Consider the following 19,352-nt stretch of genomic DNA (forward strand, 5'->3'; position numbering starts at 1 on the left):
CGGTGTTATGTGTTTGGATTTTCATCACTATTCTCTACGGGTAAACCGTGCTGTTTGAGAAAGCTGAGCTTATCCCAATAACCTCTTTGGAAAACTATTTTATCGTTTTGCACATGAAAGAATCCGCATCCTCGCAACCCGAGCGGATCTTTCCATTCCATGATAGCCCATTCTCCATCCTCGAATATATGCTCAACAATACAAACCATTTTTGAGGTTGCAAATTCATTTACAAACATTTCATGGATAGCTGTTTTTCCTATAACTGGGGTGTTTGCGACTTGATGGTTTATGGCATCCTGAGCGTATAAGTTTGCCAAAGCGACTGCATCGGCGGCGTTGAAGCAGTCAATCCATTTTTGTAGTATCTCTTTTGGCGTCATATTTTTCGTATCTTTTATTCTTTAATATTTAATTGTTGCTTTTTCCTCTATAAGTTAGAATTAGACATTTTTTCTAATTCCTTTTGGAAGGATCATCAAAAACAAAATTAGTATTTTTTTCTGTTTTACTGATGATTCTGTAGAAATATTCTCGTTCATATTATTGTGTCATAAGGAATGTGTCAAATAAAGCGGTTTCCACATTACAGCTTTATGGTAAAATGAGTTTAACCAACTACATAACGCAATCTGTTGTCGGTGCTGTTATCTATTTCCCATTCGTATTCTATTTAGCCCCTTATTGTGGGTATGCAGCAAGTTATCTTATCGAATTCATTCTCTTTGGGAGTCAAATATGGTTGTGCAAATGGTGGCTGACAAAACATAAACAAGGTTAGTTGGAATGTTTTTGGTATAATGTTTATAAACATAAATCAAGAAAGAGCAAATAAATTTAATAGAGGCTGCCCAAAAAGAAAGAAAGTCTTGCAATCACTCTCCTACAGATACTTGCAGAGGGGATATGATTTACTTTTAGACCTTTTGGATAGCCCCTATTAATATTTTATATAAAATTCCTAATTTTAAATTTTTATCCCTTTCGATCGGTTTTTATTCTTTAACTGAAAACCCGGTCGTCCGATGATGACATGGTCGCCAATGATGTTGCCCGTTGGATTTCGCTCATTCACCGGGCTGCGTATCTGCGGTGCATCATCAGTTTGTTGTGGCGATATGCTCCGTACACCTTCCGAAACAGGCTTGACCTCCTGTCCATCCTTTTCTTTTTCGTCGGCTTCCTGCGTAGGCGGCGCAAGTTCCAGCTGTATCTTTCGGTCAAGTGCGGCAAGTTCGGACTTAAGCTGTTTCAGTTCGTCCTCCTTTTTCCATACCTTGCCCGCTATCTCCTGCAACTGCGGAACTTCCTTTTCCAGCACCTCGTTCTTTCCCTTGTACTGGTCGATTATGGACGGAATCCGCTCCAATGCGTTCAGGAAATTACGTGCGGCGGCTACCGAATCAGCCATCGCCAGATGCCCGTTGTTGTAGGTGTACTTGTAGTTTCCCTCCACCACGAAGCGGTTATCGGTAAACTCCAGCCCCTCTTTGAGTATCCTCTCGCTTACCACCTTTATCGGAAAGCCGTAAAGTTCCCCGACAGGCTTGTACAGCCCGCCCGTAGTGGCGTTCTTGGCTATCTCCTGCAAACGCTTTCCGATAACCTTTTCATCGGTAGAATCCACGCCGTCCACCTTGACCGCATTCAGGCGGTTGCCCTCCTTGTCCGTCTGCACAACGGAAAGAAAGCGGTTCCAATCTTCCGTCATGGCTTCGATGACAGCCGTGTTGTTACGCAGTTCCCCCGTCTTGGCTTCCAGCTTGAACTCCGAATCGCGCTTGCCCTTGTTGAACGACTTGCGTTCCCCTTCAAGCGATGCGATACGCTTCTCCAGTTTCGCCTTGTCCAAAAGGTCGGTATTGCCGGAGAGCAACGCCATGTACTCCGAGAAATTCATGCCCGATTTCTCGTCCATCGCCCCCTCGTCGATGGTACGCGCGCCCATCGCCCCGCTTTTAAGCTGCGAGATGAACGTCTGCTTGCAGTGCAGCAGGTTGAACTTGTAGCTGTCCAGCGACTTTTCCACCGCGTAGATGATGACATCCACATTGTTCCCGGCAAAATGCTTGGCAATCTCGTTGCCTGCCCTGACTCCCCGTCCGTCACGCTGTTGCAGGTCGGACGGTCGCCAAGGCGTATCCAAATGATGGATGGCGACACACCTTTTTTGCGCATTCACGCCCGTTCCGAGCATGGAGGTGGAACCGAACAGCACGCGCACCGTTCCGGCGTTCATGGCGTCTATCACCGCCTTGCGCGCCTTGTCGGTCTTGCACTCCTGAATGAAGCGCACCTCGCTTGCCGGTATGCCGTAGTCCTCCGTCAGCTTCCGCTTTATCTCACTGTACACGTTCCACCCGTCGCCCGGCTGGTACGTCCCCAGATCCGAGAACACGAACTGCGTGCCTTTCTGCGCGTCGTATTTATGGTAATACTCCGCAATCGTCTTGGCACAGTGGGAAGCCTTGTTGTCGGGGTGGTCTTCGTAGTTCGGGTCTATCATGCGCATATCGAGAGCCATCTTCCGTGCGTAATCGGTGGCGATCAGCATCTTTGCCTTCTCTTCCGTTTCCGACAGGGGCGGTCTACCGAGCAGCGTGGCGTCGCCCGTCTTGGCGAACTGCATCAGTTTTTGAATGAAGTCCTCCTGCTCCGGCGTGGGCGGTATATGGTGCAGTATCTCGTTCTTGTGCGGACGATCCACACCCACATCCTCTGCCGTGCGGTAGTCGGTTATCTCGTTGTAGAAGGCGGCAAGCTCCGGCACTTTGATGAAGTAGCGGAAACGCTCCTTCTGCACCACGTTGTTCGTCACGTTGAACTCGAAATCGGTCGTCTTCTTGGCGAAGATAGCCGCCCATGCGTCAAAGCACCGGATATCCTGCCGTTCCAGTTCCTTCGGGCGCAGGTACTTGAAGAGCAGGTACAGTTCCGTCAGCGAGTTGCTGATGGTCGTGCCGGATAGGAACGTCGCCCCCAAGTCCTTACCCGTGCGCTCTTGTATGGTGCGGATGGCAAAAAGCATATTCAGGGCTTTCTGGCTTCCTTCCGAGTTGCCCAAACCAGCCACACGGTCATGCCGCGTGTTGAAAGTCAAGTTCTTAAATTGATGCGATTCGTCAATAAAAATATGGTCGATGCCCATCTGCTTGAAGTCCACCACGTCGTCCGTGCGCGACTTGATGGCGTGTTCCACCTTCTCCAGCTTCGCTTCAAGGTTGTGCTTGCGCTTTTCCAGACCTTTCAGCATCGCCCTCGATACGTTCTTGCCCTGCTGCCGCAAGACTTCGAGGTTTTCCTCCACCGTGTCAAGCTCCGCTTGCAGGATGCGCTGCTGCAACTCCGGCGACTGCGGAATCTTGCCGAACTGGTCGTGCGACATGATGACGCAATCATAGTCGTTGTTCTTGATGTTGTTGAAGAAACGCACGCGGTTGGCGGTCGAAAAGTCCTTCTCCGAGGCATAGAGAATCCGCGCGTTCGGGTATGCCGCCTGATAGGTGGCGGCAATCTCCGCGACATTGGCTTTCAGCCCGATAATCATCGGTTTGTGCGCCAAGTTCAGACGCTTCATCTCATGCGCTGCAATGCACATTATCAGCGTCTTGCCTGTACCGACTTCGTGGTCGCAGATGCCACCGCCGTTCTGTTTGAGCATCCAGACGCAATCCATCTGCGACGGATAGACGCTCTTGATACCCCTGCTTGCCAGCCCTTTGAGGTTGAGGTCCGGAAAGGTCTGGTGTGAGCCGTCATATTTCGGGCGCACGAAACAGTTGAACTTGCGGTTGTACATCGTCGTCAGCCGTTCCTTGAACTGCGGCGACTGCTCTTCCAGCCATTCCGAGAACCCGTTACGGATTTCGTCAATCTTGGCGTTGGCGAGCTGTATGCCCTCGCTGTCGCGTACCTTGATGTCGTTTCCGTGTTCATCCTTTCCTATGGACTTCATCATATCCGGGCAGGTGTTATGCAGGGCGTGTTTCAACAGGTGCATGCCGTCATAGTTCCGGTAATAGCCCTTCACTAAAAACTCGTCCGTGATTTTCATGGTGCGGTAGCCGCACGCCACCGAAAATTCGTCCATGCTTGCGGAGTAGGCGATTTTCACGTCCGTGTCAAAAAGACGGCTCATGTAGGCGGCATATACGCCCGTCGGAATCCAGCGTTCCCCGAAATTGAAGTCGAGGTCTTCAAAAGCGATGCGCGGCGGCTCGGCTTCTTTCAGAGCCTCCAACGCCTGCTTCACTTCCGGCATACGCCCGTTTTCGGGGTTGTCGCCCATCCATGCCTCGATGCGTTCCGCCTTCTCTATCACGTTCCCGGCGATGAACCTGTCCTTTATCTCGTAACCGGTTACGAGCGGGTTGTAGAAGATGCGTCCTTTGAGGGCGTCAAGCAATCCCTCCTCCGTACTGTCGGTTATCTCCCGCATATAGTCGAGATTGACCGTGCCGAACTTGTTGAGCGATGCGGAGAGTGCCTCTTCGGGAGAGCTTACGTTGGCATGGCTCTCTACCGAGAAGGAAACGGGACGCTCGAAAATGTCCGCCTTGACGAACCTGCCGTCCTCCGCACGTTCCAGCGAAAGGATGTCGCGTCCTCCTGCATCCATCACCACCAGTTTCACGTTCTGCTTGGCGTTGAGGTTGCCGTAGCGCATGACAAACTCGTCATAGCAGGTGTTCAGATGCTCACGCCACTGCGGGTTTTCCTCGCGCCTGTTCGATTCATAACGGTACAGACGCTCGTATGCGTCACGGAGCGACACATACAGCAACGCCTTCTCTTTCTGATAGCCTGTCAGTCCAAGCGGCTGGAATGTCGCGCCGTAAGGCGTGATGTCTTTCAGATAACCGATGTTACGACGCCCACTGTCAGCCACTAACGAGCCTTCACGCAAGTGCATTTCCGGCGTGCGGTGGTAGGGACGCGGCGACAGGTCGGGAGCTTCCTCTTTCGGTTTTTCCGCTTCCATTTCGGGAAAAAGGGAGGTTGCAGCCGCTTCCGTTGCGGGAGCGACAGGAATGGCGGCAACTTCCGGCTGTGTTTCGGGTTGCCGTGTTTCCTGCTCCGGCGCGGCTTTCACGTCCGGGACATGCTGCCGTTTCTCCTGATGCTGTGCCGCCAGCCTGCGAAGTTCCTTGCGTCGCTCCGGCGTGAGGTCCATCATCATTTCATAGAAGCCGTTGATGGGCGGATTGGTGTCCCAATCCAAAGTAGCGTAAATATCATCCGGATCGGCTTTGGCTGCGACACTCACCGGCTTTGTTTCATGGCTGTCCCTGCTTTCCGTCGGCGGTGCGGCAGACGGCTGTGGCGGTGCGGTCGTAACCTTCGGCGTAACCTGCGCCTGCGGTTTGGGAGGCATGCGCCTTGCCGGGCTTTCCTTTTTCGCCGTCTTTTTCTTCTTGGCGGGTGCTTCCTGCTTGCGTACTTCCTCCGTCATGCCCCAGAGGTCGAGCAGGGAGAGCTGCACGCCCTCCGAATAATCGGGGCGGCGCGGCTCTATCTCCGACTTTTCTTCCTCCGGCTGCGGTGTTGCCGCTTCGGGCTTCACTGCCATTTCATGACGTGGCTGTATCTCAGGAGTGACAACCGGTGTGGAAATGGTTTCTGTCACCGTGCTTTTCCCCTGTGCCGGATGCAGGCTGTGCATTTCATACAGCTTTTTGTCCAACTTATACAGCTCAATATCCATATGTTCCCGCAAATCCTCCGCCATTTGCTCGATGCCGTCCCGGTGCATGACTTTATAGGCTGGTTTCCCGTAAGGGTCTGTGCCGCTTATCAGATCCGAGTGGGGAATCATGCCGATGCTGCCGACATACCCGTTCTGGAAACTACCTATCGGTGTCTTTTCCGTCTGCACGAACAACTCTTCATAATCGTACAGCTCCCGTTTCTTGCCGCTGTTCTTTTGCAGGATAATCAGGTCGCTACCCACTTCCGTACCCGCGTTGTCCGTGAAGAGGTTGTTCGGCAGGCGTGCGACTCCCACCAGATTGGCATTACGCATCATATACTCGCGTATGGGCGCGTTGGACGGTGCGTCCAGTACCCCTTGAGAGGTGATGAACGCCACGATGCCGCCCTCACGCACCGCGTCAAGGCTTTTCAGGAAGAAGTAGTTGTGTATTGCCTTCGGTGCGGAACGCCTTGCCGGGTCTTGGCTGCCCGTGAACTCCGGGTCGAACACAGCCACGTCGCCGAACGGGATGTTCGAGATAGCAAGGTCGAAATAGTCCGTGAATGGCTTCTCTATCTTCTCGAATCCCTGCACCCTTACCTTTTGGTCTGGATGCAGGTATCCCAATATTTTGCCCGTCATCAGGTCTTTCTCGAAAGCCATGATATCCGCGTCCGGCTTGTTTTCCAGCACGGCATCCACGAATGCGCCCACGCCCGCCGACGGCTCCAATACGCGATCGGGACGTATGCCGTGTTCATGCAGTACATCCGCGATAGTGCCGGTTATCTCCGGCGGGGTGTAGAAAGCGGTCAGCACGGACTGCTTCATGGCATCCACGTACCGCTTGTACTCCGTATCGTCCTTGCTGTTTTCACGCACCAGCCTGTGCAGCTCCACCGTAGGGGCAAACAGTTCGAGGTCCGATTTCGCCCAATGCACGGCATCCGTCAGTTCCTTTGCCGGGTTCAGTATGCACTTCAATCCGCCGAAACCGCAATACTTCCGAAGTATGGCTTGTTCCTCGGCGGTTGCCGTCCTCCGTTCCCTGTCAAGGATGAATGCCGTCCGTATCGCCTCGATGTTGTCCCGCAGCCGTTGTTTGCGGTTAAACGCCATACTCGTCGATATAAAGGACGGCGGCTCCCGTCAGCTCCGTGTAGAGCAGGTCGTATTCGGGCGACAGGGCGAAGTTGTCGTCCGAAAGGTCATAGGCGGAGAATACATTACCGACAGGCGGCAGCAGCTTTCGGATGAAGGCTTCGCGTTTCTTTTCCGGCACTTCGTTGGCAAACTCGTTTTCCACGACTTCGCGGAGGATGGCGTACTTGGAATAGCGAAGCCCCCGCAGGAGCGTGTCCATCGCCAACTCCTGCGCCCCTTCGGGCGGATAGCCTTCGAGCCGCACACGCTCATACGTTTCGGCGGCACGGTCGGCACGCTCCCGGATGAAGGCATCATCGGAAGCCTGTTCAAACCTGTTCGTGCGGAGGTAGTCCAGCAGGTACAGACCGTAATAGGAAAAGTCGGTCTGACCCTCGTTTTTCTTCTTGTTGTTCATTACTTTGGAATTTAGTGGATTGGTAATGACGTGGATAATCGTCTGGAAAGGAGAAAGAAAAGGCACTCGGTATCCCTCCGAGTGCCACCACTAAATCCAAAGTATGAGTGTAATCCGGTATCGAAGAACAATTCATTACTCTGAACCAGTGGCAAAGGTAATACTATTTCTTCCGTCCTGAAAATTTCCTGCTCGTTTTCCTTTCGGGGAACACGAAAGTCGTGTTATAGTCCCCGTCAAAGGCGACTATGGCATCAAAGCTCTTGCCCTGTTTGCTTTTGAAGCCTTTGAGCAGCTTCGTATGCCCGTCGGTGAGCAGCTCTTTGATCTCGTCGTCGGAAAGGGTGCGGTTCGCCTTCAGGCGGAACACGGGCAGCCCGCACTCCGCGTTGTCGCAGCGTACCACCTTGCCGTAGAACTGCATGCTGCCCGTCCCGCACTTGGGACACTTGCAGCCGGAATCCCTGCGGGAGAACAGTTTGTCGCACGAGAGCAGTTCGGAGGTGATTTCACGTGTGTACGCCTCTATCTCCCTGCGGAAGGTGTCAGCGGGCAGTTCCCCGCGCTCGATGCGTGCCAGATTCTTCTCCCATTCGCCCGTCATGGCTACGTCGGCGATGCGCATCGTCTTCACGACCGAGTAGAGGGCAAGCCCTTTTTCTGTCGGCACAAGCGATTTCTTGCAGCGTTCCATGTAGCCGCGTTTGAAGAGCGTTTCGATAATCGCCGCACGGGTGGCGGGCGTGCCGATGCCGCAGTCCTTCAACGCCTGACGCAATGCGTCGTCCTCTATGTCCTTGCCCGCCGTTTCCATTGCCGACAACAGTGTCGCTTCGGTATGCAGCGGTTTGGGTTTGGTCTTGCCCTCCGTGATGGAGCAGCCTTTCAGCGTCAGCGTGTCGCCTTCCCGCCAATCGGGGATGGCGGTTTCTTCCTTGTCCTCCCCGCCATAGACGGCACGCCATCCGGCTTGCCTGATGATGCTGCCTTTCACCGTGAACTCCACTCCGGCACATTCCGCCGTGACGGTGGCGGTGTCCTTGACGCATTTCTCGGAGAAAGCCTCAATCATGCGCCCGGCAACCATCTGATAAATGGTGCTGTCCTCTTTGGAGAGGAACAGCGGCTTCTCGCCAGTGACGAGCAGGGCGTGGTGGTCCGTCACCTTGCCGCCGTCCACACTGCGGCGTGTCGGCTGCGCTTTCGGCTGCACCTTGCCTTTCCATTCGGGCAAAGCCCCGATGAAGGCGAGCAGCTTGGGGATTTCAGCGAACATGTCTTCGGGTATGTAGCGGCTTCCGGTTCGCGGATAGGTGATGAGCTTCTTCTCATAGAGCTTCTGCGCGATTTCAAGCGTCTGTTCCGCCGTGAAGCCGTGCTTGGCGTTGGCTTCCTTCTGGAGCGTCGTCAGGTCGTACAGGAGCGGTGTTTCCTCCGTCTTCTCCTTGCGTTCGGCTTTCGTGACGGTGGCTGTGCCTGCCGACTTCACCTTATCATACAGTTCCGTCGCAGGCTCTTTCTCTTTCCACTTTTCGGAAGAGGAAAACTTCACTGTTCCTTCGTCGCAGCCGTCCGTTGCGATATGGAGCTGCCAAAAGGCTTCGGGTGTGAAGCGGCGGTTCTCCCAATAGCGTGCGCACACCATTGCCAATGTAGGTGTCTGCACCCGTCCGATGGAATATGTGCCGTGTCCGGCGGCGATGGAGAGTGCCTGCGTGCCGTTGATGCCCACGAGCCAGTCTGATTCGCTCCGCGCTTTGGCGGCAAGATAGAGATTGTCGTATTTGCCGCCCGCTTCGAGGTTGCGCAGCCCCTCGCGGATAGCCTTGTCGGTAAGCGAGCTTATCCAAAGGCGCACAAACGGGGTGGTGCATCCGATATAATGGTAGAGGTATCGGAAGATAAGCTCACCCTCACGCCCTGCATCGGTCGCCACGATGATTTGTTCGCTCCTGTTGAACAGGGTGGCGATAACCTTTATCTGCGCCGCCACACCGCTGTCAGGCTTGTAACCCTTCTCCGTCTTGGTCTGGCGGGGGACGAGCGTGAAGGTGTCGGGGATGACGGGCAGGTTGTCACGGACGAAGCCGCGTATGCCGTAGCCGTCGGGCATGGCAAGCTGCACGAGGTGTCCGAACGCCCATGTCACGGCGTAGCCGCCTCCCTCGAAATATCCTTCCTCTCTCTTTGTCGCGCCCACGATACGGGCGATCTCACGTGCCACAGACGGCTTTTCTGCAATGATTGTCTTCATATTCTTCTGTCGTTTTGAATTTTACAAATGGTACTTCGGATTTAGTGGCGGACACCGGATTACATCTTCATGCCCTTATTGTTTCTTTTCTGCGGCTTCTCCTGCTGCTGTTGCTGTGCGGTGTCCTTCGGGGCGGTCTGTCCCTTCCGCAACGGTTCTTTCAGGTTCTTGGTAGCCTCGTTGGTCTTGCCCTCGCTGTTCACCGCCACCTGCGTGCGGCTCTCGTTGGACGGGGCGACCTTCTGAGCGTTGTCGGGGTTGGTGTCGTAGCGGTACGGGCGTCCCTTCTCCGGATTGAACTTGATGTACATCGTGGCGTGGAAGCCTTGCTTGTCGGTCACGTTCTCTAATTTCACGGCTTTGCCAGCCACGTAGTCGGCTTTCTGCTGCTCGGTGAAGTCCACGCCGCTCCATTTGCTGATGGGTCGGATGCTGCCGTCGGCGTTAGTCCACGTGTTGCGGCGTTGCTCCTTCTGCGTGTTGGCGGCATTCTCCGTACCCTGCGCCTGTCCCTGTGCGGGGTTGTTCTTCGTTTCCTGCGTCTGGACGGCACGGGGCGACCTGCCGGTTCCCGGCACGAACTCCACGCCGCGCTGCTCCACGTTCACTTGCAGGGTGGTGACGAACTTCCTGCCGTCCTTGCGCTCGATGAGCTTGTCACGCACGGGCAGCCCGGCACGCAGCATGTCCTGCTCCTGCTTGGTGATTTCCGTCTTGCCGATGCGCTCCGGTATGCGCACCTTGTTTGCCGGGACATCCGTGATTTCGTTCGTCTTGCGGTCGATGCTGACGAACGAGGGGATGATCTCGCCCGTTCCCCTGTCCACGAGGTCCACGACCCTGCCGAGGTTGCCCGTTTCGCGCAGGTTCTTCCGGTCATCGTCGGAGAACTTGTGTTCCTTATACTCGTCGAGCTTCTGCTCCTTGCGGATGAAGTGCGGCACAAGGCTGACATTGCCCTCGCCGTCCTTCTTGAAGGAGAGGCGGGCGTCCAGTTCGAAAGCCTCTCCGCCGAAATTGGGCGACACCCTCACCAAGTCGGACTTGCCGTAGTTGAGCATCCTGTTAAGATCGCCCGACTTTTCAAGGTCGTCGCGCTTCACGCCCCATTTCTCCTCCAACTCCTGCCAGTTGATCTTGCTCTCGTCGATGGGCTGGTAGCCCCGGTTGCCCTGCGTCTGTTGCGGGCTTTCCTGATTCTGTTCGTTTTTCTGTTCCATTTCTTCCTGTTTTTTAGGTTCGTCATCTTGTTTCTGTTCCGGTTGTTCCTGCTTTTCGGCGGACTGCTCCTCCTGTACTTTCTTTTCGTAGCCGGAGGTGTCCACCTTGTGGGGCGCAAGCATCTCCTTGTTGCCGTCGGGGTCTTTCAGCAAGTCCTTGATAACCTCCAGCAGTTTGTCGGCTTGGTCCGCCGCGACACGGTAGAAACCGAAGCGGCTGGGTTCCTTGCACTGGCGGAAGAAGTTCTTGAAGAAGTTGTCCAGCACGTCGCCGTGCCGGTCGAATTGCAGGAAGCTCTGCGAGTTCTCCGCTTTCGCGGGGATACGCTTGGGGGAGCCGTCGGCGTTCAGCCCGGCTACCACGCTGATTTCGCCCGTCTTCTCGTCACGGACAACCAGCACGTCCTTTTCGTCTTTTTTCTTTGCCATCTGAAAAATGTTTTAATGGTTATTTTTGAAAGAAATTATGGATACGAGCCTTGTAGAAGGCTATATCTTCCTTGCGGAAGTCCTTTACATGTTCGGAGAGGAACGTCAGCACGTCCGCCTCGCTGTAATAGGTCTTTTTGCCGAGCGTCTTGTAGGGCAATGCGCCGATGCTGCGGTAGCGTTGCAGGGTGCGCTTGCTGATCTGGAGCAGCATGCACAGGTCTTGGTTGTCGAAAAGCCTGATCCCGTCCATCGGGTTCGGGGCTTTGCCGGACGGCTGCATGGAGAGCAGCATCTCGTCCTGACGGTCGAGCCGTTCCATAACTTTCTGCATCCAGTTCTCGAAATTGTTGCGGGTAAGCAGTTCCATGTCCTACGTCCTCCTTCCTTTGGGTTTGCCGCCCGTGCGCAGCGTGTGGTTGCGTTTCATCTGTTCCGGGGTCGCGGCATCACCCGTAATGGTGCTGTCTTCGAGCAGGCGGTCGATTTCCGACTGCCGGTAGCGGCACTTGCCGCGCAGCACGACATAGGCGATGCGCTGTTCGCTGCGCATGCGCTGGAGGGTGCGGCAACTCACGTTCAGCAGGTGCGCCGCCTCGCGGGTGGTGAGCAGCCTGTCGGGGGATTCTTCCTTCCTCCCGCCGGAAACGGCACGCACGTGTGCCGCTATCTCGGCTATCTGTTCCGTCAATGCGGTGAAGGCGGAACTTTCCATCGTTATCACTTTCATATTCAGTCTTTTCTTTTGGTTTCTGCGGCAAAATTCGGCAATAAACCAAAGGGGCTTTAACAGCTCACTACGTGGCTCACGTAAGATTTTTATGGATAATGGCTCCGTAACCCGGACAGACGGCGCAACAAGCTGCCTTTTAGCGGGAAACGGTGCGTGTTCATGGCGGCTTCGTTACCTTTGCGGCAAACTCTGAAATGTTTTGCTTATGGAAATAGTATCTATCGAGAAAAAGACCTTCGAGATGATGGTGGTGTCCTTCAACGCCCTCGCGGAGAAGGTAGCCACCCTTAGGCGCAGGAGCGACGGCGGGCGGATGGAAAGGTGGCTCACGGGCGAGGAGGTCTGCGGGCAGTTGAGGATCAGCCCGCGCACGTTGCAGACCTTGCGCGACAGGCGGCTTATCGGCTACTCGCAGATTAACCGCAGGTTCTATTACAAGCCGGAGGAGGTCAAAAGGCTCATTCCGCTTGTCGGCACGCTCTATCCCGGCGGAAAATGATTTTTATTATTCACAACCCACTGAATCCGAAATGATGATGAACGAGAACAATGAAGTGTTTACGATGGAGGACGAGCCGCTTGCCACCCTTGTGCAGAACATGCGCAAAGGCTCGAAATGGCTCTCCGCCTTTCTGGAAAGTTACCGCCCGCCGTTGGACGGGGAGCGTTACCTGACGGACAGGGAGGTGGCGGAACTGCTCCGTGTCAGCCGCCGCACCTTGCAGGAGTACCGCAACAACAGGGTGTTGCCCTTTATCCTTTTGGGAGGGAAGGTGCTTTACCCTGAATCGGGGTTGCGTGAATTGTTGGAGGCGAACTATCGCAAGCCGATGGAATAAGGCGGCTGCATGAAAAAAGGAAACGGACAACTCCTTCACGGGGCTGTCCGTTTCCTTTTTCTTATTTATATGCGTTATCAGCAATACCCGGCTTTTCCGTTCTGTATGAACATCACGTATGCCTGCCGCTTTTCCTTCGAGAGTGCTTTCTCTACCAGCCACGTGCGGAACACATGCGCATGGTAGGTGTTCAGCCGGAAGGCGACGGGGATGATGATTTCAAGAGAGTAAACATCCGCGTGCAGCCCGTTTTCAAGCCGCATGTAGCGGCACACTTCGTAGTCGTTCAGCACGTCCGGCTTGCGGACGGCTCTGATGGCGGCGTTCACTGCCGGGACGCCCGTGTGGAACAGTCCGGCGATTTCTGTGGCGGTCATCCATATCTCGTTACCGTTTACGCTGATCGTGTTGTCCTCTATGATGATTATATCACGTTTCATGGCTTCTCTGTTTTAGATGGTGCAACCTGCAAATTCCTCGATGCCGTTCAACCTTGCCGCAAGGTTTTCCATGTCTTGGTTGAGCTTCTCTTTGGTGATTTTCGCGTATATCTGTGTCGTCTTTATGCTCTTGTGTCCCAGCATGGAACTCACCGTTTCGATGGGTACGCCGTTGGAGAGGAACACCGTCGTGGCTGCCGTGTGGCGGCTCTGATGCCACGTGATATGCTTGGTGATGCCGCAACGCTTGGCGACGGAACGGATTCCGGCAAGGCACGTGTTGTAGTGGGGAACGGGGAAAATCCTGCCGTTCCCGCACAGACCCCGGTATTTGTCGATGATGCGCTTTGCGATGTCGAGCAGGCGGATATTGGACACCACGCCCGTCTTCTGGCGGTTGATGTTTATCCACTCGTGTTCGTCGAAGTAGGTGTGGATGTTCTCTTCCGTCAGGTTGCGCATGTCGGCGAACGACAAGCCGGTGAAGGCGCAGAACAGGTAGAGGTCGCGGTAAAGCTCCTGCTTGGCGTTTTTCAGCCTGCCCTCCATCAGCAGCCGGATTTCCTCTTTCGTCAGGAAACTGCGCACAGTTTCCTCCTTCTTGATTTCGTACTCCCGGAACGGGTCGCGTGTGAGCCACTCGTTGTTGATAGCGATGAACACCATCGTCCGCAAAGGGCAGACATACAGCCACACGGTGTTGGTGCAGCAGTGCTTGTCCGTGCGCAGGAACATCTCGAAGTCGGAGATGAAGGCGGGCGTAAGCTCTTTCAGCGCGATGTCCTTCACGCGGTAGCGGATGGAGAGGAACTCTTGCAGGTGCTTGTAAACGGTCTTGTATTTCAAGAGTGTACCTTTGGCTTTCATGCCGGCCTCCACCTGTTTCTCGTAGTCCTCGTTGTGCTGGCGGAACACCTGCATCAGCGTGTGGTAGCGGTGTTCCAGTCCGAGAAAGGCGTTCTTGACCTTCTCTGCCGTGACAAAGTTGTCACGCTCCATGATTTCCTGATAATGTCTGTTGATGCGTACACGCATCTTGTCGAGCATGCGGTTCGTTTCGAGTGCCGCCGTGCTTCTGCCCGTGACACGTCCCCCTTTGGTGTCCCACAGCTTGGGATCGACGGTCAGTTTGCAGCTGAACTGCATCTGGGTGCCGTCCACCGTGATGCGTCCCATGACGGGTACTGTCCCGTCCTTTTTCACTACCTGACGCTTGAGGTAGTAGATTACTGAAAATGTACTCTTCATCGTCCTTAATTTTTTTAGGTTCAAAATTAGTTGGTGAAGAGTCCGTTGTCGGTACGCAAAACGGGGAGGAACGGCGCAATCTTTTTCCGTAACCGGATTTGTTGCGTGGGTTGTCAGTAACTCACTAATCCTTAACGCCTTGTTTCGCTATCCGTGTCCGTTTGTCGCCCTTTCGGGCATGGTTACGGACAAGTAACGTAGCGGCGTCCTGATTTGGCTTCAGCGGTGATTGCGATGGCTTCACGAATAATCGGAAGCACGACTGAAACCCTTGTAACTCAATTCTATCACTATTTCTTTCCGCATTTCACTTTTTTGTAGTAACTTTGTGAGTTAAATCCACAATCCAAAATAGTAAGTGATTCTATCGAATATGATTTTCTGGATATTAAGTCTTATTGTGATTTATTTCTCTATCAAGACCAGATGTTGTATGCTTTTGTTGTTCAGGAGAAGATACCGGGTGAGGCAGTTTTAGATGTATATTCTTTAGTATATCCTCCTTTATCGTCAGATGAGATTTATATGGAAAAGAACAAAGATTGTCATTTTTCTACATGGGTTATCTATGGAAGCATTTTAATATGTCTGGTATTCTTCTTCTTCGTTATTGTATATGTCTACAAGAAAAAGAAAAGTAAAACAACTGGAGTTTCGATGACTATTTCCAAAGTGGAATATGGAGAACAAGAGATTGCTAAGCCATCTAACAGAAAAATATCTGCAATTTTACTTCTTGGTGGTTTTCAGGTCTTTGATAAACAAGGGAATAATATAACGGGTGAATTTACGCCTACTCTTAAATTACTTTTTCTTTTCCTATTGCTAAACTCCATCAAAGGTGGAAAGGGAACAACTTCACAAAGATTGGAAGAGACTTTTTGGTTTGATATGAGTAAAACGAGTGCAGCCAACAACCGTAGGGTTAATATCCGTAAACTTCGGCTAATTCTTGAGACGGTCGGGGAAGTACAGATTGTTAATAAAAATGATTATTGGTATATTGATATGGGTGAAGATACCCTATGTGATTATCATCAGGTATGCCAGATCTTAAATGCTTTTGAATTCTATAATTCTTCTAATAAAGAAATGATTGTCAACTTTGTAGAGTTGGCATCTTTGGGGGTGTTGCTGCCTAATGTAAGTACGGAATGGGTGGATGAATATAAATCGGAGTATTCTCATAACGTTATAGAACTACTTCTTTCTATCAGTGTTCGTGAAGAGATTGGGAAAGACAACAAACTATTGCTGAAAATAGCGGATATTATACTGATGCATGACTGTACGGATGAAGATGCTATTCGTATAAAGTGCAGGGCGTTATTTCTGTCTGGACAAAAAGGACTTGCTAAACAATGTTTTGATAAGTATTGTGCTGATTATAACCGTTTATTGAATACTTCTCCCGAATTTACATACGATGATGTGATTTGTGAGAGCTGATAGGTGGAATTTATTTTTTGAATGAAATAAATTTTGCATTAAAAGTGCATTAATGATTTCCCGGAAGTGGCTTTATTGCTTTCGGGTTCTTTTATTTTCTTCATAAGAGGGCAAAATATTTCTATTTTTTTCTCTTTGTTTATCAGGTACTTATATGGAATGTGATAAGAAAAATCATATTATTAATATGAAATTAATGTTGTGATAATGCCTCTCATATACTTTCGCAGTACCAATTAATCGCAAATCTATCGAGTTATGAAGTGTACTGATACCTCTTGAGTAGGTTCATGATTCATAGTGATCTATAATAGATGATTGATTGAACAATATATCAACTTAATTTATAATTTATGAAAGCACGCATTTGCAAAGAGAAGCACTGGAATGTGCATTTAAGGTTCTTTCTTGTGATGATGGGAGACTTACTGTTCTCAGTTTCTGTTCTTGCCCAAAGTAACCTGATAACGGGTAAAGTTATAGACAACGCCAGCGAACCGATTATTGGAGCCAGTATTCAATCTTCTGTGGTCGGGAAGGGAACTATCTCTAATATGAATGGAGATTTTTCCATTGAGGTTCCTGTCGGGACGGAATTAACTATTAGTTTTCTTGGTTACCGCACTCAAAAAATAAAAGTGTCTGATATGCGGTCTTTAGTTATCAAATTGCTGGAAGATACACAGGCGTTGGATGAAGTGGTAGTGGTAGGTTATGGAGTTCAGAAAAAAGAGAGTTTGACGGGTGCTATTTCTAATATTAAAAATGATGAGATTATTAAAACGAAAGCTACCAGTCTGGCACAATCACTTGAAGGGAAAGTCTCGGGATTGAAGATACGGCAGAATGACGGTGAACCGGGACAATTTCGTTCCGATATCAATATCCGTGGTTTGGGTACTCCGCTTTTCATTATTGATGGGATTGTCAGAGATGGGGCTAATGAGTTTCAGCGTCTTAATCCGGATGATATAGAAAGCATTTCTTTCCTGAAAGATGGTACTGCAGCTATTTATGGTATGAATTCGGCTAATGGAGCCATTGTTGTAACAACAAAAAAAGGATATAAAGGAAAAGCGAAAATATCCTTGTCGGCTAATTGGGGATGGTCTAAACCGACTAATATTCCTAGGATGGCAAACGCAGCTCAATATATGGAGCTTAGAAATGATGCTGCAATATTAGGAGAAGGTAATCCATTGGTTACAAAAGAAGAACTGGAATTATGGAAGACGGGTGCTTCTGGATATGCCAGTACTGATTTATACGATCATGTGATTAAGAATAGTTCTATTCAACAGCAATATACTTTGTCCTTGCAAGGAGGTTCGGATATTGTCTCATACTTTGGTAGTTTTAGCTATGCATCTGATGAAGGGTTGTTGAAATCCGGTGATTTGGGATATGAGAAATTTACTTTTCGTTCGAATACTGATATAAAAATAGCTAGAGGATTGACCGCAGGAGTTAATTTGGCAGGTAGATATGATAAGACCAGCCAGCCATGGAACTCTTTCTATGAGATCTTCAAGCAGACCCGTGTGAATGTGCCGACTGTGCCTGCGTATGCCAATAACAATCCGGACTATTTGGCAACTCAAAGTATGGGAATTAATCCCATTGCTTTGGCGGATGCGGATATGACAGGTTATCATTATTATTATAATAAAAACTTTCAATCGACATTCACTTTAAAATATGAAGTACCGTTTGTGCAGGGATTATCTATACAAGGGCAATTAGGCTATGATTATAATCACAATAAACATAAAGGATTGAGAAAGAAGTTTTCTACTTATACATACGCTATCGAAACGGATGAATATATAGAGAATGAATACAATAATCCTTCTATGATACAAGTGAATAATAACGAAGCGAGCAGGCTTGACATGCAAGCACAAATCAGTTACAATAGGTTGTTTAATGATACACATAATGTAAGTGCTACATTGGTTTATGAAAGGAGACAGGAAAAAAGCGATTGGTCGAATATAGAACGTAAGTTTGATTTATTGACTTATGATGAAGTAGATTATGCCGGATTGAAAGATGCTGTTTCAGGGGGGATGTCCAACGAACAGGCTTTTATCTCGTATGTCGGTCGGTTTAACTATGATTACAAAGGAAGGTATTTATTAGAATTAGGATTCAGAAATGATGGTTCTTACCGCTATGCTCCTGGTAGCAGATGGGCTTTTTTCCCTATGGGGTCTATTGGTTGGCGTTTGTCGGAAGAGAAGTTTTTGAAGGAAAAGTTGGGCTTTCTTGATAATCTGAAGATTAGGGCTTCATACGGGGAGTCCGGACAGGATGCAGGTGATCCGTTCCAATATGTGTCGGGGTATAATCTTAATGTTGGTATTTATGAATTTAATAACGGAACTACCACTTCGGGCATTTCTGCTCCCTCTATTACGAATACGAATTTAACTTGGTATAAAGCTAAGTTACTTGATATAGGATTCGATCTTTCTATATTCAAAGGATTATTCTCTTTGGAGTTCGACTTATACCAAAGAAAAAGAAGCGGATTGTTAGCTACAAGAGTGGTGGCATTACCTAATACATTTGGTTCGCAACTGCCACAGGAAAATTTGAATAGTGATTTGACGAGGGGTATTGACATAACGCTCGGGCATACTAATAAGATCAGAAATTTTTCTTATAGCGTCAAAGCGAATATGAACTTAGCCCGCACCCGGATGGAGCATGTAGAAAGAGGACCTTTCACCAGTAGCATGGATCGTTGGAGAAATCAGTCTTCCGGACGTTGGAATGATTTCACATGGGGGTATCAAACTAATGGGCAATTCCAGACTACAGAGGAAATAAAATATGCTCCTGTTCAGGATGGAGAGTTGGGAAATAGCAAGGAACTGCCGGGGGATTACCGTTATGTAGATGCTAATGGTGACGGTATTATCGATGATAATGATAGAATGCCTCTCTTTTGGTCAGGTACTCCACTGATTCATTATGGCTTTAATTTGGAGGCTTCTTGGAAAAATTTCGATATCTACGCTTTGCTTCAGGGAGCGGGAATGTATACTGTCCAGTTTTCAGAGGTTTATGCCGAGGTACTGTGGTCAAAAGGAGCGAATACTCCAGCCTATTTCTATGACAGATGGCGCAAAGAAGACCCTTACAATCCGAATAGTAAATGGGTTGCCGGGAAATGGCCTGCTACCCGTTTAATACAGGATACTGGAGCTATGTATAAAGAGAGTAATATCTGGCGTCGTGATGCTTCTTATTTAAGACTCAAAACTTTGGAACTGGGTTATACATTGCCAGACAGTATTTTGAGAAAGAGTGGTATTAGTAATATACGATTCTATATTAATGGCTATAATCTTTTAACCTTCTGTGATTCTTTTGTGAAAGCGTTTGATCCGGAAAAGGTGGAAGGCTCTTATAGTGCTGGAATGAATTATCCTCTGACTAAAAGTTTTAATATTGGTTTTACTGCTAATTTCTGATAGAT

At 50.3% G+C, this 19,352-nt stretch carries 13 protein-coding genes and 1 pseudogene; 5 read left to right on the forward strand and 9 right to left on the reverse strand.

Features of this window, described 5'->3' with window-relative positions; all coding sequences use genetic code 11:
- Positions 1-5 precede the first annotated feature (5 nt).
- On the reverse strand, positions 6-383 hold the full coding sequence (locus BXY_RS16310; RefSeq protein ID WP_005944282.1) for a nuclear transport factor 2 family protein: 378 nt from the start codon (positions 381-383) through the stop codon (positions 6-8).
- 118 nt (positions 384-501) lie between these two features.
- Here BXY_RS16310 and BXY_RS23625 point away from each other — a divergent pair.
- A pseudogene (locus BXY_RS23625) lies at positions 502-781 on the forward strand (DUF418 domain-containing protein); the annotation flags it as partial.
- Positions 782-967: 186 nt separating this feature from the next.
- Here the strand turns inward: BXY_RS23625 and BXY_RS16320 are convergent.
- From BXY_RS16320 to BXY_RS16345, 6 genes are all read right to left on the reverse strand, one after another.
- On the reverse strand, positions 968-6,811 hold the full coding sequence (locus BXY_RS16320) for an N-6 DNA methylase (RefSeq protein ID WP_015532455.1): 5,844 nt from the start codon (positions 6,809-6,811) through the stop codon (positions 968-970).
- The gene (locus tag BXY_RS16325; protein WP_005944286.1) at positions 6,801-7,253 is read right to left on the reverse strand and encodes a DUF1896 domain-containing protein; all 453 of its coding nucleotides are present in this window, start codon (positions 7,251-7,253) and stop codon (positions 6,801-6,803) included. Before BXY_RS16325 ends, BXY_RS16320 begins: the two co-directional genes overlap by 11 nt.
- A gap of 163 nt (positions 7,254-7,416) precedes the next feature.
- Positions 7,417-9,507: a type IA DNA topoisomerase gene (locus BXY_RS16330; RefSeq protein ID WP_005944290.1), complete on the reverse strand. Its 2,091-nt coding sequence runs from the start codon at positions 9,505-9,507 to the stop codon at positions 7,417-7,419.
- Positions 9,508-9,566: 59 nt separating this feature from the next.
- Positions 9,567-11,156, reverse strand: a complete 1,590-nt coding sequence (locus tag BXY_RS16335; RefSeq protein ID WP_005944293.1) for a DUF4099 domain-containing protein — start codon at positions 11,154-11,156, stop codon at positions 9,567-9,569.
- Between the two features lie 19 nt (positions 11,157-11,175).
- The gene (locus tag BXY_RS16340; RefSeq protein WP_009016627.1) at positions 11,176-11,526 is read right to left on the reverse strand and encodes a helix-turn-helix domain-containing protein; all 351 of its coding nucleotides are present in this window, start codon (positions 11,524-11,526) and stop codon (positions 11,176-11,178) included.
- A gap of 3 nt (positions 11,527-11,529) precedes the next feature.
- The gene (locus BXY_RS16345) at positions 11,530-11,886 is read right to left on the reverse strand and encodes a helix-turn-helix domain-containing protein (protein WP_015532456.1); all 357 of its coding nucleotides are present in this window, start codon (positions 11,884-11,886) and stop codon (positions 11,530-11,532) included.
- 208 nt (positions 11,887-12,094) lie between these two features.
- On the opposite strand from BXY_RS16345, the gene BXY_RS16350 reads away from it, so the two are divergent.
- Together BXY_RS16350 and BXY_RS16355 are read left to right on the forward strand one after the other, a co-directional pair.
- Positions 12,095-12,388 carry a helix-turn-helix domain-containing protein gene (locus tag BXY_RS16350; protein WP_015532457.1) on the forward strand — a complete coding sequence of 98 codons (294 nt, stop codon included), beginning with the start codon at positions 12,095-12,097 and terminating at the stop codon, positions 12,386-12,388.
- A 34-nt stretch (positions 12,389-12,422) separates the two neighbouring features.
- Positions 12,423-12,728 carry a helix-turn-helix domain-containing protein gene (locus tag BXY_RS16355; RefSeq protein WP_025066921.1) on the forward strand — a complete coding sequence of 102 codons (306 nt, stop codon included), beginning with the start codon at positions 12,423-12,425 and terminating at the stop codon, positions 12,726-12,728.
- A 77-nt stretch (positions 12,729-12,805) separates the two neighbouring features.
- On the opposite strand, the gene BXY_RS16360 is transcribed toward BXY_RS16355, so the two are convergent.
- Both BXY_RS16360 and BXY_RS16365 read right to left on the reverse strand, forming a co-directional pair.
- Positions 12,806-13,168 (reverse strand): hypothetical protein, encoded by a 363-nt coding sequence (locus BXY_RS16360; protein WP_005944300.1) that lies wholly within the window; start codon positions 13,166-13,168, stop codon positions 12,806-12,808.
- A gap of 12 nt (positions 13,169-13,180) precedes the next feature.
- Complete coding sequence (locus BXY_RS16365; RefSeq protein ID WP_015532459.1) at positions 13,181-14,416, reverse strand: site-specific integrase; 1,236 nt, start codon at positions 14,414-14,416, stop codon at positions 13,181-13,183.
- Between the two features lie 525 nt (positions 14,417-14,941).
- Between BXY_RS16365 and BXY_RS16370 the strand changes: the two genes are divergently transcribed.
- Positions 14,942-15,865 carry a hypothetical protein gene (locus BXY_RS16370; protein WP_243442496.1) on the forward strand — a complete coding sequence of 308 codons (924 nt, stop codon included), beginning with the start codon at positions 14,942-14,944 and terminating at the stop codon, positions 15,863-15,865.
- A 353-nt stretch (positions 15,866-16,218) separates the two neighbouring features.
- Positions 16,219-19,347 (forward strand): SusC/RagA family TonB-linked outer membrane protein, encoded by a 3,129-nt coding sequence (locus BXY_RS16375; protein ID WP_015532461.1) that lies wholly within the window; start codon positions 16,219-16,221, stop codon positions 19,345-19,347.
- Positions 19,348-19,352: the final 5 nt, after the last annotated feature.

This window comes from Bacteroides xylanisolvens XB1A, assembly GCF_000210075.1.
Lineage (GTDB): Bacteria > Bacteroidota > Bacteroidia > Bacteroidales > Bacteroidaceae > Bacteroides > Bacteroides xylanisolvens.

Bases quoted from the DNA above. Each gene is read 5' to 3' on its own strand.
- BXY_RS16330 (WP_005944290.1), bottom strand. From the start codon at position 9,507: ATGAAGACAATCATTGCAGAAAAGCCGTCTGTGGCACGTGAGATCGCC.
- BXY_RS16345 (WP_015532456.1), bottom strand. From the start codon at position 11,886: ATGAAAGTGATAACGATGGAAAGTTCCGCCTTCACCGCATTGACGGAA.
- BXY_RS16355 (WP_025066921.1), top strand. From the start codon at position 12,423: ATGATGAACGAGAACAATGAAGTGTTTACGATGGAGGACGAGCCGCTT.
- BXY_RS16310 (WP_005944282.1), bottom strand. From the start codon at position 383: ATGACGCCAAAAGAGATACTACAAAAATGGATTGACTGCTTCAACGCC.
- BXY_RS16375 (WP_015532461.1), top strand. From the start codon at position 16,219: ATGAAAGCACGCATTTGCAAAGAGAAGCACTGGAATGTGCATTTAAGG.
- BXY_RS16325 (WP_005944286.1), bottom strand. From the start codon at position 7,253: ATGAACAACAAGAAGAAAAACGAGGGTCAGACCGACTTTTCCTATTAC.
- BXY_RS16335 (WP_005944293.1), bottom strand. From the start codon at position 11,156: ATGGCAAAGAAAAAAGACGAAAAGGACGTGCTGGTTGTCCGTGACGAG.
- BXY_RS16360 (WP_005944300.1), bottom strand. From the start codon at position 13,168: ATGAAACGTGATATAATCATCATAGAGGACAACACGATCAGCGTAAAC.
- BXY_RS16320 (WP_015532455.1), bottom strand. From the start codon at position 6,811: ATGGCGTTTAACCGCAAACAACGGCTGCGGGACAACATCGAGGCGATA.
- BXY_RS16340 (WP_009016627.1), bottom strand. From the start codon at position 11,526: ATGGAACTGCTTACCCGCAACAATTTCGAGAACTGGATGCAGAAAGTT.
- BXY_RS16370 (WP_243442496.1), top strand. From the start codon at position 14,942: ATGGAAAAGAACAAAGATTGTCATTTTTCTACATGGGTTATCTATGGA.
- BXY_RS16350 (WP_015532457.1), top strand. From the start codon at position 12,095: ATGGAAATAGTATCTATCGAGAAAAAGACCTTCGAGATGATGGTGGTG.
- BXY_RS16365 (WP_015532459.1), bottom strand. From the start codon at position 14,416: ATGAAGAGTACATTTTCAGTAATCTACTACCTCAAGCGTCAGGTAGTG.